Genomic DNA, 21,233 nt, shown 5'->3' on the forward strand with positions numbered 1-21,233 from the left:
GGGCCTGAATGTCAATCAAGGTGGCGGCGCTTGCATCCTGGGGGCGGGGGGACGATGGCGGAACCATGCCCGATCCCGAGCCAGCCGCTACCGCCCAACGGATCGATCTCGGCCCGATCGACGTCGCCGGCCACCGGCTGACGCTGCTGCCCGACGGGCCCGAGCGGATGGACGCGCTGATCGCGCTGATCGACGGTGCCGAGCGAACGCTGCGCCTGCTCTATTATATCTACTGCGAGGACGATGCCGGACGGACGGTGCGCGCAGCAATCGCACGCGCGCTGGAGCGGGGGGTGCGCGTCTCGCTAATCGTCGACGGATTCGGCAGCGATGCCGACGACGAGTTCTTCGCCCCGATCAAGCTGGCGGGGGCCGAAGTCTGCCGGTTCCTGCCGCGGATCGGCCGACGCTATCTGCTGCGCAACCATCAAAAGCTGGCGCTGGCCGACGAGGCGCGGGTGATCATCGGCGGCTTCAATGTCGAGGACAGCTATTTCGGGCCGACGCCGGGCGACGGCAGCGCCTGGCGCGACCTGGGCCTATTGGTGGAGGGCGAGGCGGCCGGGCGGCTGGCGCGCTATTTCGACGCGCTTTCCAAATGGTCGCATACGCCGAAGGCCAAGATCCGCGACCTGCGACGAACGCTGAAACAGCATAGCGAGACCGAGGGCCCGGTGCGCTGGCTGATGGGCGGGCCGACCCGGCGGCTGAGCCCCTGGGCGGCGGAGATCAAGGCGGAACTGCGCCAGGCGCGTCGGGCGGATCTGATCGCCGGCTATTTCGCGCCGAACCCGGGCATGCTGCGCCCGATCGAGGGCATCGTGCGCCGCGGCGGCAGCGCGCGGGTGGTGACGGCGGCCAAATCGGACAACAACGCCACCATTGCGGCGGCGCGCCACACCTATCACCGGCTGTTGAAGCGCGGCGTGCGCGTGTTCGAATATCAGGCGACCAAGCTCCACACCAAGTTGTTCGTGGTCGACGACGCATCGCATATCGGATCCGCCAACTACGACATGCGCAGCCTGTACGTGAATCTGGAGCTGATGATCCGGATCGAGGATGCGAGCTTCGCGGATCTGATCCGCCGCTATTTCGAGCAGGAGCTGGCATCGGCCCGCGAGATCGGCGAGGGCGATCACGAGCGCGCCGGCTGGTTCGACCGCATCAAGTGGGGCTGCGCCTATTTCCTGGTCGCAGTGCTCGACTACAACCTGTCGCGGCGGCTGAACTTCGGGCTCGACGGGCGATAGCGGTCGTGGCGTGAGGCTTGGCGCCGCCGTGGGGGGCAGGTTCGCCATGCTTCAATGAAGCCGTGAAACGAACGCTCTGACCGGGGAACGGACCCGGCATTGCTGCCGGGCCAACCCGTAGCGATCAGCCGGCGTGTTCGTCTGCCGACTTGCTCTGCAGCTGGACATAGTTCTGGATGCCCATCTGCTTGATCATGTCGAACTGCTTTTCGAGATAATCGACATGCTCTTCCTCATTGTCGAGGATCTTGAGCAGGAGATCGCGGCTGACATAGTCGCGCACGCTTTCGGCATGCTGGATGCCGTCACGCAGCACCGGGATCGCTTCCTCTTCCAGCGCGAGATCGGCCTTCAGCACTTCTTCAACCGTCTCGCCGATCTTCAGGCGGCCCAGCAGCTGGAAGTTCGGCAAGCCATCGAGGAACAGGATGCGTTCGGCAAGCCAATCGGCATGCTTCATCTCGTCGATCGACTCACCATATTCAAACTTGGCGAGCTTCTCGACGCCCCAATGGTCGAGCATGCGGTAATGCAGGAAATATTGATTGATTGCCGTCAGCTCGTTCTTGAGCGCGACGTTGAGATATTCGATGACTTTCGCGTCGCCCTTCATGACGGCCTCCGATCAATGGACAGGCCATGCAGATAGACGCTGCGATCAACTTGGGAAAGGCGGAAAATGGCTGATTTCAGCCATTTTCTAGCTGCGAACGCTAGGCAACCGCACGCTCTGAATCAATGATCTGACGTGCGAATGGGACGCATTGTCCACAGCGCGGACGCATCCCGAGGGTTGCATAGGCGCTGCATGGGCTTCGCGCACCCTGGCGTGCCGCCGCGCGGACATCCTTTTCACGGATTGCATTGCAGACGCACACGACCATGCCCGATTCCCTCTCCGCTCTGCATGATCTAGCGCTAGTGCGATTAAGTCGCAATAGGCTTGCGCATCTTTCGCAACTGCTGGAATTGACGCCTCGCCAAGCTGCGCCACAGCCATTCGAAGGGGCCGTAGGAAAATCTCTGAAGCCAGAGCGCGCTCCACAACAGGATCAGCATCCAGACCGCGGCGACGACGAGGTACAGATCGGCCCGGCCCAGCCAGGCATAGAGGCCGAGCCCATAGCCATAGAAAAGGGTGGTGCAGATCAGGCTGGTCACAAGATAATTGCTGAGCGCCATCCGCCCCGCGGCAGTGAGCCGATCCGCCAGCCAACTGGCCCGACCAGACCGCACCCACAGAATGATCAGGCTGGCATAGCCAATCGCGATCCAGGGCCGCAGCAGGAAGCTCAGCAGATCGTTGCGCTGCATTCGCACGACATCGAAGCTGGCCACGATCGTATCGCGCGCGATCAACGCGGTGGCCGGGATGGCCGCCAACAGCGCGATGGCCGCGAGCAGGCGATAGAGCCGGGGGTTGCACGCACCGGTCAGGAAGCCGGTCCGCAACAGCCACAGGCCGAGCGCTGCGAAGCCCAGCGTTTCGAACAGGCTGCTCGGCAGCACGATCGTCTGCATGAATATCGTCATCTCGGCGCGCGCCTCGAACACCTGCGCGAAGCCACCCCGATAGAGCGCGATATCCTCCGCGATGCCGGCCGGATCGGGGCGGAAGCCGGCAAGCGTGAGATCCCACGCATCGCGCACGGCCAAGCTGGCACCAGGCGCGGCCGCCGCTGCCTGCGCGTCCGCCATGCCACGCCAAAGCGCGACGTCGAACGCCGCCGCCATGACCAGCAGCACGACCGCGCCTGTCAGCACCGCCGACGGTCGCCATTCGCGCGCGACATACAGCAGCGCGCCGACCAGCGCATATTCCACAAGGATATCGCCGTACCAGATCAGCCAGGCGTGGATCATGCCGAACAGCAGCAGCCAGCCCATCCGCCGATAATGCGCCGCCGCGGGCGAGCGGCCATCGGCTTCGGCGGCATCGGCCATGATCGCCATCGACGCGCCGAACAGCATGGTGAAGAGCGCGCGCATCTTGCCATCCGCCAGCACGAACGCCGTGGCCCAGGCCCACAGGTCGGTACCCTGCGCGCCGCCATAATAGGTCGGATCGACATAGGCATAGGCGGGCAACCCCATGCCGACGATGTTCATTACGAGGATGCCGAGCACCGCAAAGCCGCGAATCGCATCGATCGAAACGATGCGTGGCGCGGTCCCCGGCAAGGGGGCAGGATCGGATGCGGCGGTGGCGATCAGGCGAGCGCCGCGTCTGCGCCCATCAGCGCAGGGAAGAAGCCTTCGTGGGCAGCGCGCAGATCGAACAGCGTGACATTGCAGAGCCCGCGGACCTCGATCGTCTCGCCACCGGTGCGGCCGATCCGCTGCAGCGGGACGGCACGGGTGCTCGCGAGCGCGGCGATCGCGGGATCGCCGGCGGCGACGGTGACGAGATAGCCGCCCTGATCCTCGCCGAAGCACCAGCCGGCGGGTGACGCGCGTTCGTCCGGCTCGATCGCGGCGCCGATGCCGCCGGCCAGCGCCATTTCGGTGAGCGCCACTGCGACGCCGCCGTCGCTGATGTCGTGAACCGCCGTGGCGACGCCATCGGCGATCAGCTTGCGAACGAGATTGCCGGCGGCCTTCTCCGCCGCCAGGTCGACGGGCGGCGGCGAGCCGGCTTCGGCGCCGGCGCATTCGCGCAGCCACAGCGACTGGCCGAGATGGCCGCGCGACCCGCCGATCAGCCAGATCTCCTCGCCATCGGCCTTGATCGCGATCGTCGCGCTCCTCGACCAGTCGGCAAGCAGGCCGATACCGCCGATCGCGGGGGTGGGCAGGATCGCCGATCCGCCGCCGGTGGCCTTGCTTTCATTGTAGAGCGAGACGTTGCCCGACACGATCGGGAAGTCGAGCGCGCGGCAGGCATCGCCCATGCCGTCGAGGCAGCCGGTGAGCTGCGCCATGATCTCGGGCCGCTGCGGGTTGGCGAAATTGAGGCAGTTGGTGACGGCAAGCGGCATTGAGCCAACGGCGCTCAAGTTGCGCCAGCATTCGGCGATCGCCTGCTTGCCGCCCTCATACGGGTCCGCATAGCAATAGCGGGGCGTGCAATCGGTGCTGATCGCGAGGCCCTTCGCCGTGCCGTGGACGCGCACCACCGCCGCGTCGCCGCCGGGGCGCTGCACGGTATCGGCACCGACCATGTGATCATATTGCTCCCAGATCCAGCGGCGGCTGGCGATATCGGGGGAGCCCATCAGACGGACGAGATCGGCCCCGATATCGGCGCTGGCGGCCCCTTCGGCGATCGGGGCAACGCCCGACCATGCGAGATACTGATCGCGCGGCATGGCAGGGCGATCGTAGAGCGGGGCATCGTCAGCCAGCGGACCGAGCGGAATGTCGCACACCGTCTTGCCCTTGTGGACGAGGACCATGCGGCCGGTATCGGTGACGCGGCCGATGATCGCGAAATCCAATTCCCATTTGTGGAAGATGGCTTCGGCAAAGGCCTCGCGGCCGGGCTTCAGCACCATCAGCATGCGCTCCTGGCTTTCGGAGAGCATCATCTCATACGCGGTCATGCCGGTTTCGCGCTGGGGCACGGCATCCATGTCGAGCTCGATCCCGACGCCACCCTTCGACGCCATCTCGACCGAGGAGGAGGTGAGGCCGGCCGCGCCCATGTCCTGGATCGCGACGATCGCATCCGACGCCATCAGCTCGAGACAGGCATCGATCAGCAGCTTTTCGGTGAAGGGATCACCCACCTGCACGGTGGGCCGCTTGGCTTCGGCATCCTCGCCGAAATCGGCCGAGGCCATGGTGGCGCCGTGGATCCCGTCGCGTCCGGTCTTCGAGCCGACATAGACGATCGGATTGCCGACGCCGGAGGCCGCCGAATAGAAGATCCTGTCCTGATCGGCGATGCCGACCGTCATCGCGTTGACGAGGATGTTTCCGTCATAGGCGGGATGGAAATTCACCTCGCCACCGACGGTGGGGACCCCGACGCAATTGCCATAGCCGCCGATGCCGTGGACGACGCCGGCGATCAGGTGGCGCATCTTCGGATGATCGGGGCGGCCGAAGCGAAGCGCGTTCATGTTGGCGACGGGGCGCGCGCCCATCGTGAACACATCGCGCAGAATGCCGCCGACACCGGTCGCGGCGCCCTGATAGGGCTCGATATAACTTGGGTGGTTGTGGCTCTCCATCTTGAAGATGGCGGCCTGGCCGTCTCCGATATCCACGACGCCTGCATTTTCGCCGGGGCCGCAGATCACCTGGGGCCCGGTGGTGGGCAGCTTCTTGAGGTGGATGCGGCTCGACTTGTAGCTGCAATGCTCGGACCACATGACCGAGAAGATGCCGAGTTCGACGAGGTTTGGCGCGCGCCCGAGCGCGGAGAGGACGCGCTGATATTCGTCTTCGGACAGGCCGTGCTCGGCGACGATCTGGGGCGTGATCTCGGTCATGCGCGGCCGATAGCGGAGCCGGCGGGGCTTGTCAGCGGCTGGTCTGCGGGTTTAGCGTTCGATCCCGGTTTGTTCCGATTCTCTTTGGGAGGATGCGATGCCGCAGACGCCGCCGCAGGGCTATCACAGCGTGACGCCGTATATCATCGTCGACGATCCGGTCGCCGCGCTGGATTTTTATACGCGCGCCTTCGGCGCGGAGACGGTGATGAAGCTGACGATGCCGGACGGCGCGATCGCGCATGCCGAGATACTGATCGGCGATTCGCATGTGATGGTGTCGGGCGAATGGCCGGATCGGGGAGCGCTGGGGCCCAAGTCGCTTGGCGGCAGCCCGATCAGCCTGCTGCTGTATGTGGCCGATGTGGATGCGCAGTTCGCGCAGGCGATCGCGGCTGGCGCGACCGAGGTAAGCGCGGTCGCCGATCAATTCTATGGCGATCGGACGGGCACGCTGACCGATCCGTTCGGGCATAAATGGATGCTGGCAACGCATATCGAGGACGTCAGCGAGGCCGAGGGGCAACAGCGGATGGATGCGATGATGGCGGGCGGCGGCTGATCCGGCCCTCTTGATCGGCGCGGGCCGTTTCGACTAGGGGAGCGGCCATTCGCATGGACCCGGTGAAATTCCGGGTGGCTATTCCGGCCGCCGATCCGCCGGACAACAGCGCAGATCCAACCTGTTCGGACCGCGAAGCGGCGACAGCCATCTGCCTGGTTCTGGTAATCCGATGACATTCAATCCTACCGCCACCGCGCGGTCTTTCCATGTGGCCGACGTGCGCCGTGAGACGCTAGCGGGCATCGTCGTGGCGCTTGCCCTGATCCCGGAAGCGATCGGCTTCTCGATCATCGCCGGCGTCGATCCCAGCGTCGGCCTCTATGCGTCGGTCGCGATCGCGATCGTGATTTCTCTGCTGGGCGGGCGGCCGGCGATGATCTCCGCTGCCACCGCTGCGGTGGCCGTCGTCGTCGTGCCGCTCGTGCGCGATCATGGCGTGGCCTATCTGTTCGCGGCCACCGTGCTGATGGGCGTGCTGCAGATCGCGGCCGGGCTGCTGCGGCTGGACCTGTTGATGCAGTTCGTGTCGCGATCGGTGATCACCGGCTTCGTCAACGCGCTGGCGATCCTGATCTTTATGGCGCAGCTGCCGCAGTTGATCGGGGTCAGCTGGCACAGCTATGCGATGATCGCGGCGGGGCTGGTGATCATCTACGCGCTGCCGCGGATCACGAAGGCGGTGCCGTCGCCGCTGGTGGCGATCCTGGTGCTGGCGGCGATCAGCATCGGGCTCGGCCTGCCGGTGCGCACTGTGGGCGATATGGGGCAGCTGCCGAGCGGGCTGCCTGCATTCGCGCTGCCGCAGGTGCCGCTGAGCTGGGAGACGCTGCGCATCATCCTGCCCTATTCGCTGACGATGGCGGCGGTAGGCCTGCTGGAATCGCTGCTGACCGCGCAGATCGTGGACGACATGACCGACAGCGAAAGCGACAAGCGCCGCGAATGCGCTGGCCAGGGCGGCGCCAACATCGTCGCCGCGCTGTTCGGCGGGATGGGCGGCTGCGCGATGATCGGCCAATCGGTCATCAACGTCAGCTCGGGCGGACGCACCCGGCTGTCGACCTTTGTGGCGGGCGCGTTCCTGCTGTTCCTGCTGGTGGCGCTGGGCCCGATCGTGGGGCGGATCCCGATGCCGGCGCTGGTGGCGGTGATGATCATGGTTTCGATCGGTACCTTCAGCTGGAATTCGATCCCCAATCTTCGACGCCATCCGTCGACATCGTCAGCGGTAATGCTGGTGACGGTGGCGGTCGTGGTGGCGACGCACGATCTGGCGCAGGGCGTGCTGGCCGGCGTGCTGCTGTCCGGCATCTTCTTTGCGGCCAAGGTGCGGCGGATGTTCGCGGTTGAGCGCGGCGCGCAGCCGAACGGATCGGTGCGCTACCGCGCGAGCGGAGAGATCTTCTTCGCCTCGGTCGATCGCTTCACCCGGGCGTTCGGGGCGGAGGCAGGGCGGCCGGTGACGATCGATGTCACCGATGCGCATTTCTGGGACATTTCGGGCGTGGCCGCGCTCGACAAGATCGTGGCGCGACTGCGGCGCGACGGATCGGCAGTGTCGGTGATCGGCTACAATCAGGCGAGCGCCGATCTGGTCGACAAGTTCGCGCTGCATGACAAGACCGGGTTTGAGATGGGCGCGGTGCCGCACTGAACCGACCCGCCGCACATAAGAAAAGGGCCGGCGCGACGGCCGGCCCCTTCATGATCGGTGCGGAAGCGTCAGGCCTTGCAGCTCTGGCTGGGCTTGCCGGGCTGGGCCAGCGTCACGGTGGTGCCATTGCCAGTCAGCGTATAACCTTCCGCCGAGAAGGCGTCGCCGGCGGCCGGAGCGGTCAGCTTGGTGGCCGGACCGGTCTTTTCGGACCGCAGATCGGCGGTCAGATTGTCGCTGAAGAAATCGATGTAGACGAGGCTGTTGTCCTTGCAGCGATAGGTGCGGCTGGCCAGCAGCGATGGCGGCAGCTGCACCGGCGGCGCGGCGGCGATTTCGGCCGCATTCGGATCGACCGGGTTCGCGTTGATCGTCTCGGGCTCCGAATTGCAGGCGGCGAGCGCCAGGAGCGGGAGGGCGGAGAGCGGGATAAGCTTGTTCATGACGCCGCTGACTTTGCGGACTGTTCCTGTCGCGTCAAGCGACAGATTCGCAACTTCGCAACACGGCAGGCGCGAAGCTGCAGCGGCGGGCTGCGAAAAAACACGCCGTCGTCCAGCGATCATTCATGAAATTCGGCGAGTTCTGGGATGCGCCCGAACGCGATCTTGCTGCCGACGCGATCGATCCGGCCGCCGGTCGCCGGGCCCAGCGTCACTGCGTTGCGGCCGAACCGTTCGTTGATCCGGTCCATCGCGCGCGCCAGATGAAGCGTGCGCGCCTCGCGCGCCAGCGGATCATCGGCGGCGAGATGCGCGAACAGCGATCCTTGCTCGCCCTGCACGGGGGCAAGCTCGGTCAGCGCGATGCCGATCCGGCGGAGCTGGCCGCCCCCGGGCCGCGCCCGCGCCTCCGCGGCCAGCCGCGGCCAGATCAGATCGAGCGCTGCGAGGATACGGAAACTATCCTCGGTCGCGGGCAGCCGGGCCGAGCCATGCCACTTGCCGCGATCCACTTCGAACAGCGCATCGACGGTGAGCAGGGATGCGGCATAGCGCGCGCGGCGGAGCCGGCTGCCCGCCTTGAGCGCCAGCCGCCGGGCGGTCAGCCGCGCGGCTTCCAGCCCGCGCTGCGATGGCGAGAGGACATGGCTGTGGCCGATGCTGCGCGTCTGCGTCGGCTTGTCGGGCAGATCATGGCCGTGCAGCGCATACCAGAGCCGATCGCCGTTCACGCCGCCCCAGGCATCGCCGGCATCGCGCGGGCGGCGCGCGCAATAGGCCTCGATATCGAGGATCCCCTCGCGCGCCAGCCGTCGTTCCATGTTGGCGCCGATGCCGCTGATGTCGCGCAGCTTCAGCGCATAGAGCCGTTGCGGCAGTTCGTGCGCCTGCAGCATCACCAGCCCGTCGGGCTTCTGCATATCGGAGGCGAGCTTGGCGAGCAGCCGGTTGGGCGCGATCCCGATCGAGGAGCGCAGGCACACGCCCACGTTGCGCGCGATGCCGGCCTTGATCCGCCCGGCCAGAGCGATCGCGGCGGCGGGATCATTCTCGTTATCCGCCAGCCGGCAGGCCACTTCGTCGATCGAGCAGACCTTGGTGACGGGGATGTGCTTCCACACCTCTTCAACGATCGCGTCGTGGAACTCGACATAGCGTTTGTGATCGGCCGGCACGATGATCAGGTCACGGCATTTCTGCTTCGCTTCCCAGACCGGCGTGCCGGTCGAGATGCCGAATGCCTTCGCTTCATAGGAGGCGGCGATCGCGACCGTCGTATCACTGTCCACCGGGGCCACGAGGATCGGACGCCCGCGTAGCGCGGGATCGACCTGCTGCTCCACACTGGCGAAATAGCTGTTCAGATCCAGGAACAGCCAGCGCAGCGGGCGAGGGAGCGACTCGAAGCTCATCGCAACAGTTTATCTGAAGAACAAAAAAGGAACAGTCTTGACGCTGCCGCCGCCCGGCCCGACAAGCGCCGCCATGACGATCGACTCCCACCTCGCCGCGCTCGGCATCGACCTGCCTGCACCAGCCGCCCCCGTCGCCGCCTATGTGCCGACCGTGGAGGTGGGCGGGCTGATCCATGTATCGGGCCAGCTGCCGTTCCTGGATGGCGCGCTGATGACCGGGCGGTTGGGCGAGGACCGCGACGAGGCCTTTGGCCGGCAGGCGGCGGAGCGCTGCGGCGTAATGTTGCTGGCGCAGATCAAGGCGGCGCTGGGCTCGCTCGACCGGGTCGAGCGGGTGGTGAAGCTGGGCGTGTTCTGCGCATCCGCGGACGGGTTCACCGATCAGCCCAAGGTAGCCAACGGCGCGTCGGAACTGATGGTGGCGGTGTTCGGCGATGCCGGGCGCCATGCCCGCAGCGCAGTGGGCGTGCCGGTGCTGCCGCTGGGCGCGGTGGTCGAGGTCGATGCCGTCTTCGCCGTTCGCCCCGCTTGATCGCGCGCTGGCGCCGGCGCCGGGCGACGCCCGTACCGCGTTCCTGAAGACCCAGCCGTTCGCGCATCGCGGGCTGCACGGCGCGGGCCGGATCGAGAATAGCCGTGCTGCATTCGATGCGGCCATCGCCGCCGGCCACGGTATCGAACTTGACGTGCAGGCCAGCCGCGATGGCGAGGCGTTCGTGTTTCACGACGCCATGCTGGATCGGCTGACCGACGAGAGCGGCCCGATCACCGACCGGACCGCTGCGATGCTGGATCGGGTGCGACTGCGCGGCACAGACGAGCCGATCCCCAGCCTGCACGCGGCGCTGGTGCAGGTGCTGGGCCGGGTACCGGTGCTGATCGAGGTGAAGTCAGCGGGCCGATCGGTCGCCGCGCTCTGCCTGGCGGTGCACCGTGCGCTGGAGGGGTATCGCGGGCCGGTGGCGGTGATGAGCTTCAACCCCGAGATCGGCCACTGGTTCGCCGAACATTCACCGCGCACGCTGCGCGGGCTGGTGGTGAGCGAGGAGGGCAAGCAGGGCAAGCGCGGCGCGGCCGAGCGGCGGCTCTCGCTCTGGCGATCGAAGGCCGAATTCCTGGCCTATGACATTCGCGACCTGCCAAGCCGCTTTGCCGCCGAACAGCGCGCGCGCGGCTTGCCGGTGGTGACCTGGACGGTGCGCGATGCCGCGGCCGAGCAGGTGGCGCTGATCCACGCCGACGAGATCATCTACGAGCGGACTGCGTGAACCTGCCCTCCACCCACCATCGTCATCCCGGCGGAAGCCGGGATCCAGGGTTTCGGGCATCGGCGTTCGTGGCTTTGGATCCCGGCGTTCGCCGGGATGACAGCGGCGGGCGATGAGCGACCTCGTCGCGGGGCTGGGAGAGGGGGTGGCGGCGTTCGATCCTGCCGACTGGGATGCGTGCGCAGGCGGGGCCAATCCGTTCGTGAGCCACGCCTTTCTTTCCGCGCTGGAGGATTCGGGCAGCGCCGTGCCGCGTGCGGGCTGGCAACCGGTGCCGATCGCGATCGACGGGGCGGAGGGGCGGCTGGCGGCGGCGATGCCGGCCTATCTGAAGAGCCACAGCCAGGGCGAATATGTGTTCGATCATGGCTGGGCGGATGCCTGGACGCGCGCGGGCGGCGATTATTATCCGAAGCTGCAGATCGCGGTGCCGTTCAGCCCGGTGCCGGGACCGCGGCTATTGTCTGCCGACCCCCTGCTGAAGCGCGGGCTGATCCAGGCGGCGGAGGCGGTGGTGCGCCAGCACGATCTGTCGTCCGCGCACGCGACGTTCATCGATCCCGGCGAGGTGGCGCTGTTCGAGGCGGCGGGCTGGCTGATCCGCACCGATCGCCAGTTCCACTGGACGAACGACGGCTATGCCGGGTTCGACGATTTCCTGGGCGCGCTGGCATCGCGCAAGCGCAAGGCGATCCGCAAGGAGCGGGCGGCGGCCGTCGCGGGACTGGAGATCGTGCACCTGACCGGCGACGCGATCGAACGCTGCCACTGGGATGCCTTCTGGCATTTCTACCAGGACACCGGCGCCCGGAAATGGGGCCGCCCCTATCTGACCCGCCGCTTCTTCGACCTGCTGGGCGAGCGGATGGCGGACAAGGTGCTGCTGGTGCTGGCGCTGCGCGGCGGACAGCCGATCGCCGGCGCGTTGAACCTGATCGGGGCGGACACGCTGTACGGCCGCTACTGGGGCGCGCGCGAAGACGTGCCCTTCCTTCATTTCGAGCTCTGCTATTATCAGGCGATCGATGCCGCGATCGCGCGCGGTCTGGCGCGGGTGGAGGCGGGCGCGCAGGGCGAGCACAAGCTGGCGCGCGGCTATGTGGCGACGCCGACCTTTTCGGCGCACTTCATTCCCGACCCCGGTTTCCGCCGCGCGGTCGCCGAGTTCCTGGCGCGCGAGCGCGACGCGGTGGCGCGCGAGATCGAGTTTCTGGGCGAGCTGGCGCCGTTCAGGAAGGGTTAGGTCAGGCGGCCTGGCGCGTGGTGGCCGACAGCCAGGCGCGGGCCTGGCGCTGCGCCTCGGCGATTTCGCGTGCGCTCATCTCGTCGGCGATCTCGGCGCGGCATTCCTGCGCGCGGACCGAGCCGCGCACCGCGGCCAGGTTGAACCATTTGTGCGCCTCGATCAGATCGACCCCGATCCCGCCGCTGCCCGAGGAATAGGCCATGCCGAGATCGAGATAGGCATCGATATCGCCGCGCGCCGCATCGGCGATCAGGCTGTCGAGGAAGAAGGAAGCCGTCTTGAAGCTGTGCGCCATCGGATTTCGTCCCATTGGATGAAGGGACAATGGCCGCTGAGTCGCCAAGAAATGGTTAACGCGAAAAATACTGTGTTTCGAAGCGGTTGAGCCCCGTCAGTCGCGTCCCGCACGCAGTGCCGCAGCCGCCGCGAACGGCGCGATCGCGACCAGTGCGAGCGCGGTGGCGGCCAGCAGTTTCAAGCCGCCGGCATCGACCGCGCCGAGCGATCCGGCACCGAAGATCAGGATCGGGATCGCCAGCGGCAGCATCAACAGTCCGGCCAGCGCTCCCGCCCCGCGCAACCCTGCGGTGAAGGCCGCAGTCATCACACCAAGGGCTGCGAGCGCGGGCGTGCCGAGCAACAGCCCGAGCTCGATCTTCACGAGGCTCGCGCCGTCCAGCCGCAGCAGCGCGGCGCCGGGCAACGCTGCCAGCAACAGCGGCGGCCCGAACGCCAGCCAGTGCGCGACGATCCGCGCAGTCATCGCCAGTTCTTCGGACAGGCCGCGCACGGCAAGTTGATCGAACAGTCCCGATTCGACATCGGGCGCGACCAGCCGATCGACCGGCAGCAGCGCCGCCAGCAGCGCCGCCATCCACAGTGCGCCGCCGCCGGTGCGCGCCAACAGCGCGGCATCGGGGCCGACCGCGAACGGGAACAGCGTGGCGACCAGCAGGAAGAAGGCGATCGGCAGCGCTACCCCGCCGCCGCGCCAAGCCGCCGCCAGATCGCGCTTGACCAGGGTTAGGAACATGGGCGGGGCCGATGCATGGACGGCATTTGACGGCTATCGCGGGTGACACATCTTCCAGACATGGGCCCCTGCCTGCGCAGGGGCGACGGGAGCGGGAGGCTCACGCCAACACCACTTCGCGGGCATCCGCCAGGCCGATCGGCTGGTGGGTGGCGGCCAGCACGATGCCGCCGGCGGCGCGGTGCGCCGCCATCGCCGTGGCCAGCCGGTCGAGCGAGGCCGTATCGAGACCGTTGCCGGGCTCGTCGAGCAGCCAGATCGCCGCGCCGCCGGCGATCGTGCGCGCAAGCGCGGCGCGCTTGCGCTGGCCGGTGGAGAGCATCCGCACCGGCACGTCGGCAAGCGCCGCGATCCCCATCGCATCGAGCGCGGCGGTGACCGCGCCCCCATCCACCCCGTCGAGCCGCGCCCAGAAGCCGAGCGCCTGCGACAGCGGCAGCGCCGCATCGAGCGCGGCGGCCTCGGCCGTGAGCGCGAGCCTGCCTTCGCGCGCGATGCTGCCGGCGGCAGGTGCCAGCAACCCCGCCGCCAGCCGCAGCAGGCTGGACTTGCCGACGCCATTGGGGCCGGTGACGAGCGCGGCCTCCCCGGCATCCAGCGCGAACGAGAGGCCCTCGAACAGCAGGCGATCGCCGCGCAGGCAAGCGACCCGATCGAACGCCACCCGCGCCGCGATCATCCGGCGGCATCCTCCAGCGCGTGCATATCACCGTCGGACAGGCCGAAATGATGCCCCGCCTCGTGCACCACGACATGGGTGATCAGCGCTTCCAGGCCCACCCCGGTCTCGATCCATTCCAGCAGCAGCGGCAGCCGGAACAGGTGGATCATGTCGGGCAGCGCACCCGAATCCGCGATCGATTTCTGTCCGACCGCGACGCCGGTGTAGAGCCCGGTCAGCTCCCACGCGTCCGCGATGCCCATTTCCGCGAGCACGTCTTCTTCCGCGAAATCCTCGACACGGACAATCACGCCATCGAGCAGCGCGCGGAAGGCATCGGGAAGCCGCGCGATTGCGGTGCGGGCCAGCGCGTCGAGCTCTTCGGCAGTGGGGGCGTGTCGATCGGCCATCAAGGCTGGACCTAACCGCCGCGCCGGGCATAGTCGAGCAGGCGAAAGGGAGAGAGATGATCGAACCGCTGAACGACGAGGAACGCGCCGACGCGCTGGACGGACTGCCCGATTGGGATCTGGACGATGCGCGCGACGCGATCCGGCGCAGTTTCGTGTTCGCCGATTTCGCCGAGGCGTTCGGCTTCATGGCGCGAGTGGCGCTGATCGCGGAAAAGGCGGATCATCATCCCGAATGGAGCAATGTCTGGAACCGGGTGGATATCCTGCTGACCACGCACGACGCCGGCGGCCTTTCCACCCGCGATATCGAGCTGGCCGAAGCGATCGACGCGATCGCGGGGTGAGCGGGCCGGCGATCCGTTTCGATGCGGTAACCGTGCGCCACGGCACGCTGGTGGCGGTCGACGCCGTGTCGCTGGAGATCGCGGCCGGCAGCTTCGTGGCGCTGGTCGGCGCGTCGGGATCGGGCAAGTCGACGCTGCTGAAGACGATCAACCGGCTGGTGCTGCCGGATGCGGGGCGGGTGCTGCTCGATGGGGCCGATAACGCGGCCCAGCCGGTCCATCTGCTGCGGCGATCGATCGGCTATGTGTTCCAGAATATCGGCCTGTTCCCGCACCGCGACGTGGCCGCCAACATCGCGCTGGTCGCCCGGCTAGTGGGGCGCGAGGCCGATGTCGGCGCGCTGCTCGATCTGGTCGGCCTGCCGCGCGCGGTGGCCGGGCGGATGCCGGCGGCGCTTTCGGGCGGGCAGCAGCAGCGTGTGGGGGTGGCGCGCGCGCTGGCGGGCGGGCAATCCCTGTTGCTGATGGACGAGCCGTTCGGCGCGCTCGATCCCGTGACGCGCGATGCGCTGGGCCGGGCGGTGCGCGATCTGCACGGGCGGCTGGGGCTGACCACGATCCTGGTGACACACGACATGGCCGAAGCGCTGCTGCTGGCGGATCGGGTGCTGGTGATGGCGGCCGGGCGGATCGTGGCGGATGCGACGCCGGCCGTGATGCTGGCGGGCGGTGCCGGCCCCGAGGCGGACGCGCTGGTGGCGGTGCCGCGCGCGCAGGCGGCAGCGCTGGCCGCGATGGGCGCGCGCTGATTTCGCGCTTCCCAAGCCGACCTGCGCGTGGTTGATGCCCGGCGGGGCGACCAGAGACTTGATAACAGGGAGATTGAGATGCGCCTGATCCTCGCGGCGGCTGCGGCCGCCCTGCTTGCCGGCACCGCACTTGCGCAGGCGCCCGCCGCCCCCGCGCCGGCGCCGCAGCCGAAGCTGACCTACATTCATGCCGGCGCGTTGCTCGACCGGCCGGGCCAGCGGCCACGCGGGCAGAGCACGATCATCGTGCGCGGCGACCGGATCGAGGCGATCCGCGACGGCTTCGTGCCGCCGGAGGCGGGCGCGACGCTGGTCGATCTGAAGGATCGGTTCGTGCTGCCGGGGCTGATCGACATGCATGTCCATCTGTGGGGAATCGGCGGCGATCCGCTGCGCAGCCGGCTGACGGCGCTGGGCAATGACGATGCCGACAACATGGTGGTGGCGATCGAGAATGCGCGCACCACGCTTGACGCGGGCTTCACGACAGTGCGCGATCTGGGCGGCAATCCGCGCGGTATCCGTGCGATGCGCGACGGCATGGCGCGCGGTGCGCTGACCGGGCCGACGATCGTGAATGCCGGCCGGATGATCTCGATCACCGGCGGGCACGGCGACGGCACGAACGGTGTGTCCGAAGTTTTCGCCGACGCGATCCACGAGCATCAGATCAACACCTGCGACGGGGCGGACGATTGCCGCCGCGCAGTGCGCGCGCAGATCGGGCTGGGCGCGCAAGTCATCAAGTTCGCGGCCACCGGCGGCGTGCTGTCGAACGTGGCAGGTGGCCTTGGTCGCGCGATGACGCAGGAGGAGATGAAGGCGATCTGCGATACCGCGCATGAGTTCGGCCGCAAGGTGGCGGCGCATAGCCATGCCGCCGAGGGCACCAAGGCGGCGATCCTGGCCGGGGTCGACACGATCGATCATGGCACCTTCCTGGATGACGAGGCGATCCGCCTGTTCAAGCAGAAGGGGGTGTGGCTGGTGCCGACGATGATCGCGCCGCAGACCGCGCTGGCCTTCGCGCGGGGCGGTCAGCTGCCGGCCAACACCATCCCGAAGGCGGAAGAAGCCGCGACTGCCGCGATCGCCAGCCATCGGCGCGCGATCGCATCGGGCGTGAAGATCGCGTTCGGCACCGATACCGGCGTGTCGAAGCATGGCGAAAACGCCAAGGAATTTGCGCTGATGGTGGGTGCGGGGATGACGCCGATGCAGGCGATCACCGCCGCCACCGTATCCGCATCGCAGGCGATCGGGCGCGAGGCCCAGATCGGCACGATCGAGCCGGGCAAGACTGCGGACATCATCGCAGTGACCGGCGATCCGCTGGCCGATGTGCGGCGGCTGGAGACGGTCGACTTCGTGATGGCGCGGGGCGCGGTGGCGAAGCAGGACGGGCGGCGCACGCTGGCTGAGTAGGGCCGGAACTGCCCCGACAGGACTTGTCCGGGCTGAGCTTGTCGAAGCCCCGTCCTTCTTCGGCGATCGGCCGGTTCTGAAGAACGACCTTTCTACACGCTCAGGACGGACGGATCGGGTGATCGAACGAAAGGGCCTCGCACATCTCGCGGCGCAGGCGCGCGCCGCCGATTACCTATGGCGTTCGTCGTCCTGATATACCGTTTCATCGAAAGCCGTTGTGATGTTGTAACATGCTGGCCATAGCGGCGCGCGAGTAAGAAAAGGGATTCGCGTCGTGATGAAACATGCTGCTTTGCTTGCCGGGATCGCGCTCGGCGCGCTGGCGCTGCCGGCCCACGCCCAAGGGATCGGCCACCGCGAGGGGGAGGATCAGGCGGGCGGCTATCATGTGCCCGATGATGCCACGATCGTGATCACCGCGCCGTTCCGCCGCGACCGGCGCGATCTGCTGGCCGGCGTGTCGGTGGTGACGGGCAGCGAGCTGGTCCGCGAGACGCGGCCGACGATCGGCGAGACGCTGACCCGCCAGCCGGGCGTTTCCGCGACCTCGTTCGGCCCCAACGCATCGCGCCCGGTGCTGCGCGGCTTCCAGGGCGATCGGGTGCGCGTGCTGACCGATGGGATCGGCAGCTTCGACGCGTCATCGACCAGCGTCGATCATGCCGTCGTCATCAATCCGCTGACCGCGGACCGGATCGAGGTGCTGCGCGGGCCGTCGGCGCTGCTGTTCGGGTCGTCGGCGATCGGCGGCGTCGTGAACGTGATCGACAGCCGCATCCCGCGCCGGATGCCAGACGAGGCGCTGCACATCGATGCGCAGGCGACCTATGGCTCGGCCGCCGACGAGCGCGCGATCGGCAGTGCGGTCGACGTGCCCGTTGGCGGCAAGATCGTGCTGCATGTCGACGGCAGCTATACCAAGACCGGCGATCTCGACACGGGCGGCTTCATCCTCTCCCCCACCCGCCGCGCGGAGGCGGCGGCCAGCGCCGATCCCGAGATCCGCGATCTCGCCAATCTGAAGGGCAAGCTGCCGAACAGCGCGGCGCGCACCTGGGACGTGGCGGGCGGCGCCGCGATCGTGACCGATACCGGCAATCTGGGCTTTTCGGTCAGCCGGTACGACAGCCTGTACGGCGTGCCGATCCGCTATGCGCTGGAGCCGGGCGAGGAAGCCGAGGCGGTGCGGCTGGACGTGCGGCAGACGCGCGCCGACCTGCGCGGCGAGGTGGAGACGGGCGACGGCTTCCTCGAGCGGATCCGGCTGCGCGCCGGGTTCGCGGATTATCGCCACGACGAGCTGGAGGAGGATGGCGCGATCGGCACCACCTTCCTGAACAAGGGGATCGAAGGCCGCGTCGAATTCGTGCAGGCCAAGCGCGGCGGCTGGCAGGGCGCGTTCGGCGGCCAGCTGCTGACCCGCGATTTCCAGGCGATCGGGGAGGAGAAGTTCGTCCCCAAGACCGAGAGCCAGCAATATGGCCTGTTCACGCTGCAGCAGTTCGATCTGGGCGCAGTGCGGGCGGAGGCCGGCGGCCGGTTCGAACGCAGCATCATCAGCGCCGCCGCCGACGAGGATCTGGGCAATCCCGATCTGCGTCGCAGCTTCAACGCCTTTTCCGGATCGCTGGGGGCCAGCGTCGCGATCGCGCCGGCCTGGCGGGTGGGCCTGAACCTGTCGCGCACCGAACGCGCGCCCTCGGCCGAGGAGCTTTATTCGAACGGGCCGCACGCCGGCACGCAGGCGTTCGAGATCGGCGATCCGAACCTGGCGAAGGAGAAGAGCTGGGGGGTGGAAGCGACGCTGCGCGGATCGGGCCCAGGCTATTCGCTGGAGGCATCGGCCTATCACAGCTGGTTCGACGACTATATCTATGATTCGCTGACCGGCGAGATCGAGGACGGCCTGCCGGTGTTTGCCTATTCCCAGGCCGATGCCCGCTATTACGGCTTCGAGATCGAGGGATCGGCGACGCTGGCGACGCTGGGCGAAACCGCGATCGTGGTGGACGGCGTGGCCGATTATGTCCGCGCGCAGATCCGCGGCACCGGCCCCGCCCCGCGGATCCCGCCGCTCCGCCTGCTGGGCGGAATCGAGGCGCAGGCGAACCATGTCCAGGGCCGCGTCGAGGTGGAGCATGCCTTCCGCCAGGACCGCGTGTCCGCGTTCGAGACCGAGACGGCGGGGTGGACGATGGTGAACGCGTCCGTATCGGTGAGCCCGTTCGGCCGCGCGAACCCCACCCGGCTGATCCTGTCCGCCAACAATATCTTCGATATCGTCGCGCGGCGCCATGCCAGCGTGCTGAAGGATTTCGCGCCGCTGGCGGGACGTGATCTGCGCGCTTCGGTGCGGTTCAGCTTCTGAGGCTTTCCGTCACCCCGGCGGAAGCCGGGGTCTAGGGCCATGGGCGCGGTGTTTGCGGCTCTGGATCCCGGCTTTCGCCGGGATGACAAGCTAGCGTTCGATCTGCCCTGCCAGCCAGGTCGCGGCCTGATCCGGCGTCTGCTTGTCGCGGTCGCGATCGACCCGGTAGTTCGCCTCGCGCATGCGGGCAACGTCGATCGCCCCCTTCAGCGGAAGCAGCGCCGCGCGCAGCGGGGCATCGCGCGCGTGAGCCCCGCTGATCAGCAGCAGCGCATCATAGCCCGGGATCGCCTGCGCGGGATCGGAGAGCACGACCAGATCCTGCGCGGCGATCCGCCCGTCGGACGAGAAGGCGGCGATCACGTCGGCCTGGCCGCTCTGCAGCGCGCGGTACATGAAAGTGGGGCTGTAGGCCTTGGCGGAGGCGAAGCGCAGGCGATAGGCCTTGGCCAGCGCCGCCCATTCGGGGCGGTCCAGGAACTCGAGATCGGCCGCCAGCCGCAGCCGCGGCGCGGCGGCGGTGAGATCGGCGATGCTGCGGATGCCGAGCCGCTGCGCATCGGCGCGCCGCATCGCCAGCGCGTAGGCATTCTCGAAGCCGAGCAGGGCGAGCACGCGCGCGCCTTGTCGCGCGGCCAGCCAGCGATCGATCTCGGCGATCATCGTCGCGCGCGGCGGGGCATCTGTGCGGCGCATCGCATTGGCCCAGATCGTGCCGGCATAATCGACATAGACCGCGACATCGCCGCGCTCGAGCGCGGACAGCGCGACCGACGAGCCCAGCCCTTCATCGTATCGCACAGCCATGCCCGCAGCTTCGAGCCGGCGGCCGATCAGGCGGGCGAGGATATATTGCTCGGAGAAATTCTTCGCGCCGACCGTGATCGCCGGGCGGGAGGGGGCGAGGGTGGCGACCAGCGCGGACAGTACCGCCGCAAGAGCTATCCCGCCGGCGACCAGCGCGCGCAGCGGCCGGCGGCGGGCGATACCCTGCTCGACCGCGCCCAGCAGCAGATCGGCCGCGATCGCGAGCCCGGCCGCGCCGATGCAGCCGGCCAGCACCAGATCCCACGTCTCGGTCTGCAGGCCGGAGAAGATCAGGTTGCCGAGGCTGGGCTGGCCGACCGTGGTGGCCAGCGTCGCCGCGCCGATCGTCCACACCGCAGCGGTGCGGATGCCGGCCATCGCCACCGGCGCGGCCAGCGGCGCTTCGACCAGCCGCAGCTTCTGGCCACGCGTCATCCCCAGTCCATCGGCCGCCTCCAGGATCGCTGGATCGATGGTGGTGAGCCCGGCGATCAGGTTCCTGAGAATCGGCAGCAGTGCATACAGGGTCAGCGCCAGCAGTGCGGGCAGGAAGCCCAGCGCCGGGATGCCGCCGCCGACGAGATCGGACAGCGCCAGCAGCAGCGGATAGAAAAGCGCGAGCAGCGCCAGCCCCGGAATCGTCTGGATGAGGCCGGCGACCGCCAGCGCCACGCCGCGCAGCCGCGGCCGCCTGGCGACCAGGATGCCGAGCGGCAGGCCGATCAGCAGCGCCAGCGCCAGCGCTGCCGCCGACAGCAGCAGATGCTGGGCGGCGAGTGCGGGTAGCTGGGCGAACGCGTCGCGCAGGATCAGTGGGCCTGGTTCAGCGCGATGCTGGCGTTCATGCGGGCGATCTGCTCGTCAGTGGCCGGCTGCTGGTGATCCGCCTTCCACTGCGCATAAGGCATGCCATAGACGAGCTCGCGGCCCTGATCTCGGGTCAGCCGGCCTTCGGAAGCATCGGCCAGCCAATCGCCCAGGCAGTTGCGGCAGAAGCCGGCCAGCCCCATCAGATCGACATTCTGGGCATCGGTGCGGTGGCGCAGATGCCCAACCAGCCGGCGGAACGCGGCGGCGGCCAGCGCATCATCGATTTCGGGCAGCGTATCGGCCGGTGAATCGCAGGACATGGTCACTCCATTCTTGATCT

The 21,233-nt window shown here is 68.0% G+C and carries 22 protein-coding genes and 1 other annotated feature; of the genes, 10 read left to right on the forward strand and 12 right to left on the reverse strand.

The window, feature by feature from the left end; genetic code table 11:
• The first annotated feature begins 65 nt into the window (after positions 1-65).
• A complete protein-coding gene (locus tag ABC347_RS15165; protein WP_413246545.1) occupies positions 66-1,253 on the forward strand; it encodes a phospholipase D-like domain-containing protein in 1,188 nt (395 codons plus the stop codon).
• A gap of 124 nt (positions 1,254-1,377) precedes the next feature.
• Here ABC347_RS15165 and bfr read toward each other — a convergent pair whose 3' ends face one another.
• The 4 genes from bfr to purL all read right to left on the reverse strand — a co-directional run bounded on the left by bfr (position 1,378) and on the right by purL (position 5,689).
• Positions 1,378-1,866 (reverse strand): bacterioferritin, encoded by a 489-nt coding sequence (gene bfr / locus ABC347_RS15170; protein WP_413246546.1) that lies wholly within the window; start codon positions 1,864-1,866, stop codon positions 1,378-1,380.
• 100 nt (positions 1,867-1,966) lie between these two features.
• A complete protein-coding gene (locus tag ABC347_RS15175) occupies positions 1,967-2,137 on the reverse strand; it encodes a (2Fe-2S)-binding protein (RefSeq protein ID WP_413246547.1) in 171 nt (56 codons plus the stop codon).
• Between the two features lie 43 nt (positions 2,138-2,180).
• Positions 2,181-3,434 carry a DUF418 domain-containing protein gene (locus ABC347_RS15180; RefSeq protein ID WP_413246548.1) on the reverse strand — a complete coding sequence of 418 codons (1,254 nt, stop codon included), beginning with the start codon at positions 3,432-3,434 and terminating at the stop codon, positions 2,181-2,183.
• A 29-nt stretch (positions 3,435-3,463) separates the two neighbouring features.
• Entirely contained in the window at positions 3,464-5,689 is a 2,226-nt protein-coding gene (gene purL / locus ABC347_RS15185) for a phosphoribosylformylglycinamidine synthase subunit PurL (protein WP_413246549.1), read from the reverse strand.
• A 97-nt stretch (positions 5,690-5,786) separates the two neighbouring features.
• Here purL and ABC347_RS15190 point away from each other — a divergent pair, with 97 nt between their 5' ends.
• The gene (locus tag ABC347_RS15190; protein ID WP_413246550.1) at positions 5,787-6,251 is read left to right on the forward strand and encodes a VOC family protein; all 465 of its coding nucleotides are present in this window, start codon (positions 5,787-5,789) and stop codon (positions 6,249-6,251) included.
• A 52-nt stretch (positions 6,252-6,303) separates the two neighbouring features.
• Positions 6,304-6,359: a sequence feature (sul1 is cis-regulatory element that is thought to sense ions involved in sulfur or methionine metabolism; They are found in Alphaproteobacteria), on the forward strand.
• 64 nt (positions 6,360-6,423) lie between these two features.
• Positions 6,424-7,908 carry a SulP family inorganic anion transporter gene (locus ABC347_RS15195; protein WP_413246551.1) on the forward strand — a complete coding sequence of 495 codons (1,485 nt, stop codon included), beginning with the start codon at positions 6,424-6,426 and terminating at the stop codon, positions 7,906-7,908.
• Between the two features lie 68 nt (positions 7,909-7,976).
• Here ABC347_RS15195 and ABC347_RS15200 read toward each other — a convergent pair whose 3' ends face one another.
• Together ABC347_RS15200 and ABC347_RS15205 are read right to left on the reverse strand one after the other, a co-directional pair.
• Positions 7,977-8,351 (reverse strand): hypothetical protein, encoded by a 375-nt coding sequence (locus ABC347_RS15200; protein WP_413246552.1) that lies wholly within the window; start codon positions 8,349-8,351, stop codon positions 7,977-7,979.
• Positions 8,352-8,470: 119 nt separating this feature from the next.
• Entirely contained in the window at positions 8,471-9,763 is a 1,293-nt protein-coding gene (locus ABC347_RS15205) for a Y-family DNA polymerase (protein WP_413246553.1), read from the reverse strand.
• Between the two features lie 73 nt (positions 9,764-9,836).
• Between ABC347_RS15205 and ABC347_RS15210 the strand changes: the two genes are divergently transcribed.
• The 3 genes from ABC347_RS15210 (at position 9,837) to ABC347_RS15220 (ending at position 12,277) form a co-directional block, all read left to right on the forward strand.
• On the forward strand, positions 9,837-10,298 hold the full coding sequence (locus ABC347_RS15210) for a RidA family protein (protein WP_413246554.1): 462 nt from the start codon (positions 9,837-9,839) through the stop codon (positions 10,296-10,298).
• Positions 10,270-11,034, forward strand: coding sequence for a glycerophosphodiester phosphodiesterase family protein (locus ABC347_RS15215; RefSeq protein ID WP_413246555.1), 765 nt, complete (start codon positions 10,270-10,272; stop codon positions 11,032-11,034). Before ABC347_RS15210 ends, ABC347_RS15215 begins: the two co-directional genes overlap by 29 nt.
• A gap of 112 nt (positions 11,035-11,146) precedes the next feature.
• Positions 11,147-12,277: a GNAT family N-acetyltransferase gene (locus ABC347_RS15220; protein ID WP_413246556.1), complete on the forward strand. Its 1,131-nt coding sequence runs from the start codon at positions 11,147-11,149 to the stop codon at positions 12,275-12,277.
• A gap of 1 nt (position 12,278) precedes the next feature.
• Here the strand turns inward: ABC347_RS15220 and ABC347_RS15225 are convergent, their stop codons facing one another.
• The 4 genes from ABC347_RS15225 to ABC347_RS15240 form a co-directional block, all read right to left on the reverse strand.
• Positions 12,279-12,575, reverse strand: a complete 297-nt coding sequence (locus ABC347_RS15225; protein ID WP_413246557.1) for an SEL1-like repeat protein — start codon at positions 12,573-12,575, stop codon at positions 12,279-12,281.
• A 96-nt stretch (positions 12,576-12,671) separates the two neighbouring features.
• Positions 12,672-13,313 (reverse strand): heme exporter protein CcmB, encoded by a 642-nt coding sequence (gene ccmB / locus ABC347_RS15230; RefSeq protein ID WP_413246558.1) that lies wholly within the window; start codon positions 13,311-13,313, stop codon positions 12,672-12,674.
• Positions 13,314-13,413: 100 nt separating this feature from the next.
• Entirely contained in the window at positions 13,414-13,992 is a 579-nt protein-coding gene (ccmA, locus tag ABC347_RS15235) for a heme ABC exporter ATP-binding protein CcmA (protein ID WP_413246559.1), read from the reverse strand.
• Entirely contained in the window at positions 13,989-14,384 is a 396-nt protein-coding gene (locus ABC347_RS15240; RefSeq protein ID WP_413246560.1) for a metallopeptidase family protein, read from the reverse strand. The genes ccmA and ABC347_RS15240 overlap by 4 nt, the downstream gene beginning before the upstream one ends.
• Positions 14,385-14,440: 56 nt before the next feature.
• Here ABC347_RS15240 and ABC347_RS15245 point away from each other — a divergent pair, with 56 nt between their 5' ends.
• The 4 genes from ABC347_RS15245 (at position 14,441) to ABC347_RS15260 (ending at position 19,276) form a co-directional block, all read left to right on the forward strand.
• Entirely contained in the window at positions 14,441-14,731 is a 291-nt protein-coding gene (locus ABC347_RS15245; protein ID WP_413246561.1) for a 4a-hydroxytetrahydrobiopterin dehydratase, read from the forward strand.
• Positions 14,728-15,480 carry an ATP-binding cassette domain-containing protein gene (locus ABC347_RS15250; protein ID WP_413246562.1) on the forward strand — a complete coding sequence of 251 codons (753 nt, stop codon included), beginning with the start codon at positions 14,728-14,730 and terminating at the stop codon, positions 15,478-15,480. Before ABC347_RS15245 ends, ABC347_RS15250 begins: the two co-directional genes overlap by 4 nt.
• Before the next feature lie 78 nt (positions 15,481-15,558).
• Positions 15,559-16,905: a metal-dependent hydrolase family protein gene (locus ABC347_RS15255; protein ID WP_413246563.1), complete on the forward strand. Its 1,347-nt coding sequence runs from the start codon at positions 15,559-15,561 to the stop codon at positions 16,903-16,905.
• A 277-nt stretch (positions 16,906-17,182) separates the two neighbouring features.
• Positions 17,183-19,276 (forward strand): TonB-dependent receptor, encoded by a 2,094-nt coding sequence (locus ABC347_RS15260; protein ID WP_413246564.1) that lies wholly within the window; start codon positions 17,183-17,185, stop codon positions 19,274-19,276.
• Positions 19,277-19,366: 90 nt separating this feature from the next.
• On the opposite strand, the gene ABC347_RS15265 is transcribed toward ABC347_RS15260, so the two are convergent.
• Together ABC347_RS15265 and ABC347_RS15270 are read right to left on the reverse strand one after the other, a co-directional pair.
• Positions 19,367-20,890: an ABC transporter permease/substrate-binding protein gene (locus ABC347_RS15265; RefSeq protein ID WP_413247079.1), complete on the reverse strand. Its 1,524-nt coding sequence runs from the start codon at positions 20,888-20,890 to the stop codon at positions 19,367-19,369.
• A 2-nt stretch (positions 20,891-20,892) separates the two neighbouring features.
• A complete protein-coding gene (locus ABC347_RS15270) occupies positions 20,893-21,213 on the reverse strand; it encodes a DUF1244 domain-containing protein (protein ID WP_413246565.1) in 321 nt (106 codons plus the stop codon).
• Positions 21,214-21,233 lie beyond the last annotated feature (20 nt).

The organism is Sphingomonas canaveralia (assembly GCF_047238125.1).
Classification (GTDB): Bacteria; Pseudomonadota; Alphaproteobacteria; order Sphingomonadales; family Sphingomonadaceae; genus JBDFMH01.